The sequence below is a fragment of the Selenomonas sp. oral taxon 149 str. 67H29BP genome (assembly GCF_000146365.1).
In the GTDB taxonomy this organism is placed as follows: Bacteria; Bacillota; Negativicutes; order Selenomonadales; family Selenomonadaceae; genus Centipeda; species Centipeda felix.
On sequence record NZ_GL397087.1, the window covers coordinates 261,347 to 264,789 of the forward strand.

At 51.9% G+C, this 3,443-nt stretch carries 2 protein-coding genes, 2 tRNA genes and 1 rRNA gene; all 5 read right to left on the reverse strand.

Features of this window, described 5'->3' with window-relative positions; genetic code table 11:
• Positions 1 to 296: 296 nt before the first annotated feature.
• A complete protein-coding gene (typA, locus tag HMPREF9166_RS01265) occupies positions 297 to 2,114 on the reverse strand; it encodes a translational GTPase TypA (RefSeq protein WP_009442224.1) in 1,818 nt (605 codons plus the stop codon).
• Between the two features lie 174 nt (positions 2,115 to 2,288).
• Positions 2,289 to 2,846: a hypothetical protein gene (locus HMPREF9166_RS01270; RefSeq protein ID WP_009442225.1), complete on the reverse strand. Its 558-nt coding sequence runs from the start codon at positions 2,844 to 2,846 to the stop codon at positions 2,289 to 2,291.
• A 135-nt stretch (positions 2,847 to 2,981) separates the two neighbouring features.
• A tRNA-Trp gene (locus HMPREF9166_RS01275) sits at positions 2,982 to 3,057 on the reverse strand.
• A 1-nt stretch (position 3,058) separates the two neighbouring features.
• Positions 3,059 to 3,134: transfer RNA gene (locus tag HMPREF9166_RS01280), tRNA-His, on the reverse strand.
• 52 nt (positions 3,135 to 3,186) lie between these two features.
• Positions 3,187 to 3,303, reverse strand: a 5S ribosomal RNA gene (gene rrf / locus HMPREF9166_RS01285).
• Positions 3,304 to 3,443 lie beyond the last annotated feature (140 nt).

Genomic DNA, 3,443 nt, shown 5'->3' on the forward strand with positions numbered 1-3,443 from the left:
GAGGCGAAGGTGTACTATGCTCATCCTTACGCACCTTGGGAACGTGGAACGAACGAGAAGCAGAATGCCCTCGTTCGGTATTTCATTCCGAAGGGCATGGATATGACGAACTTGAGCGAGGAAGAAGTGTAGCGCGTAGAGGATTGGATCAATTCACTGCCACGTAAAATTCTAGGTTATGAGACGCCACAAGAGCGCTTCGATGCCGCGCTAAAAAATCTTCACCCATAATTTTTGATTCTGTTATGCTCTACTGTCCGATTTGATATTGCAATTTAGGGAAAAACTTTTCATCGTTACTTGCGCGCATTCTTCGCCGCACGGCCGCGCGCCGTACGATCGAGAATCGCCTTGCGCAGGCGAATATTCTCCGGCGTCACCTCGACGAGCTCATCATCATTGATATACTCCAGTGCCTGCTCCAGACTCAGAATACGCGGCGGTGTCAGGCGGATCGCCTCATCTGAGGCAGAGGTACGCATATTCGTGACATTCTTCTTCTTGCACGGATTGATGTCCATATCAATATCGCGTGAGTTCTCCCCGACAATCATCCCTTCGTAGACCTGCTGGCCCGGCGAGATAAACATCGTCCCGCGATCTTGCAGGGAGAAAATTCCGTACCCCGTCGTCTCACCCTGCTCAAACGCAACAAGCGACCCATGCGAACGGCCCGTCATATCCCCCTTGTACGGAACATATCCGTGGAAGATATGATTCATAATCCCATTGCCCTTCGTACTCGTCAGGAGCTCCGAACGGAAGCCGATCAGCCCGCGCGCCGGGATAAAGAACTCCATGCGGATATAGCCCGACAGCTCCGTCATATTCGACAGCTCCGCCTTGCGCGTACCGAGCGCCTCCATCACGGCGCCCATATACTCCTGCGGAACCTCAACCGTCAGATTCTCCATCGGCTCGCACTTCTGTCCGTTGATCGTCTTGTAGACAACCTCGGGCTTTCCGACCTGCAGCTCATAGCCCTCACGGCGCATCTGCTCGATCAGGATGGAAAGATGCAGCTCACCACGTCCCGATACCTTGAACACATCGGCGGAATCCGTCTCCTCGACGTGCATGGCGACATTCGTCTCGATCTCCTTGAACAGGCGATCACGCAGATGGCGCGACGTAACGAACTGCCCCTCACGGCCTGCAAACGGACTCGTATTGACACCGAAGGTCATGGAGAGCGTCGGCTCATCAATATTGATCGTCGGCAGTGCCTCCGGATTCTCCGCGTCTGCCACAGTATAACCGATGCTCACATCGCCGAGCCCCGTCAGAGCGACGATCTCGCCCATCCCCGCTTCATCGACTTCGACGCGCTTGAGTCCCTGATACACATAGACCTTGCCGACCTTTGCCTTCGTCTCATGGTCGCCGCTGATCACAACCACATTTTGATTGGGGCGCACCGATCCACGAATCACGCGCCCAATGGCAACGCGACCAACATAGTCGTCTGCTTCGAGCGTCGTCACCATCATCTGCAGAGGCCCCTCCGCATCGCCCTGCGGCGCCGGAATCTCCTTCACGATGGTCTGCATCAACGGCTCGAGATTATCGTTCGTATCCTCCATGTTAAACTTGGCGATACCGTCGCGCGCCGCCGCATAGATCACGGGAAAATCGAGCTGGTCATCGTCCGCATCCAGTTCCATAAAGAGCTCCAAAACCTCATCGTACACATCGTCCACACGCTGATCCGGACGGTCGATCTTGTTGATGACAACAATCGGCTTCAACCCTTGTTCGAGTGCCTTGCGCAGAACATACTTCGTCTGCGGCATCGGGCCCTCAAACGCATCGACGAGCAGGAGAACACCGTCCACCATGTTGAGAACGCGCTCCACCTCACCACCGAAATCCGCATGACCGGGAGTATCCACGATATTGATCTTGATCCCATCATAGAGGATCGCCGTATTCTTCGAAAGAATCGTAATCCCACGCTCGCGCTCGATATCACCCGAGTCCATCACGCGCTCGTTCACCTGCTCGTTCGAGCGAAACACGTGGCTCTGCTTCAGCATCGCATCGACCAGCGTCGTCTTACCATGATCAACGTGAGCAATAATCGCGATATTGCGCAGTTTTTCATTGATCGCCATATATCATATTCCTCCCCATAGTTCCGTTCAAAAGATAGTGTGTCTATCTTAGTATAGCAAAGCATCTTTGTCAACAGGTATTATGAGCAGATGCTACATTTTCCCACGCAAAACAAAAAAGCCGTGACACAAAGCCAATTAACTTCGTGCCACAGCCCCACTGTATGAAAGAGCTTACTTTCCTTTGCTCTGCGCCTCCACCGAACGCTGCCAATTCTTGTAGAACTGCTCAGAAAGCTTGGAGAACGTCGCCACCGTATTCCCATCTGACTTATTTGCACGCACCTCATACGTGTAGAGGAGCTCGTTCGTACCGGCACGGTAAACATCGAAGAAGAACACCGTACGGCTATTATTCGCAACGGTCAAAATGACATAGGCATTCGCATAGGAAGCAACATTATCCTTGAACGCCTTTGCTGCATCACGGCGCGGAAGAGCCTTCAGATCGATCCCCTTGCTCTGCTGGAGATCACTCGCAACCGTATCATAGCTGACCACATTGGCACGCGTCACATTGGACGCATCTGCCTCAATCTGCGTCAAAATATCAATGGAAGGAGCGGTATTCTCAACCTGCACATAAAGCGGAGCTCCGATCGCCAAACGATTGACATTTGTAAGCACCGCGCCCTCGGGCAGCGTAACCTTATCCGTAAAAGGGGAAGCACTCACCTGTACGGCAAGCAGCGTGAGACACAAAACAAGCGCCATTTGGACGAATTTCTTCATGGATCGATCTCCTCCTTAAATAGACAGCAAAAGCTCTTTGCTGTTCGTCATTCTACACTATAATGGAATGTTTGACAAGAAAAAGAAGATAAAAGAACAAAAAAACCGTATCAAATCGATACGGCTGAACCTCAATGGCAGGGGCAGTAAGACTTGAACTCACAACCTACGGTTTTGGAGACCGTTGCTCTACCAGTTGAGCTATACCCCTATGGGGCGACTTATGGGGATCGAACCCATGCATGCTGGAGCCACAATCCAGTGTGTTAACCGCTTCACCAAAGCCGCCATGTCATTCATAAATAGAACTCGTGAACACGTCATTCACGAGTTCTATCCTTTGCGGCAACTACCTACTCTCCCACGTCGTCTCCAACGAAGTACCCTCGGCCTGTGGACGCTTAACTACTGTGTTCGGAATGGGAACAGGTGGAACCGTCCAGGCATCATCACCGCATCTTGTTGAATGAGTCCTGCTCACTCAAAACTTCACAGAAGAAACGTCAGCAAATTGTTAGGCAATACCTTCTTAGAATAGCGGTCAACGTCATCCAATCACACTTCGCTTTCGCTCGTGTTCTTGGGACGTTTTCGTCG

Coding starts and splice junctions, on each gene's coding strand:
- HMPREF9166_RS01270 (WP_009442225.1), bottom strand. CDS start 2,846: ATGAAGAAATTCGTCCAAATGGCGCTTGTTTTGTGTCTCACGCTGCTT.
- typA (WP_009442224.1), bottom strand. CDS start 2,114: ATGGCGATCAATGAAAAACTGCGCAATATCGCGATTATTGCTCACGTT.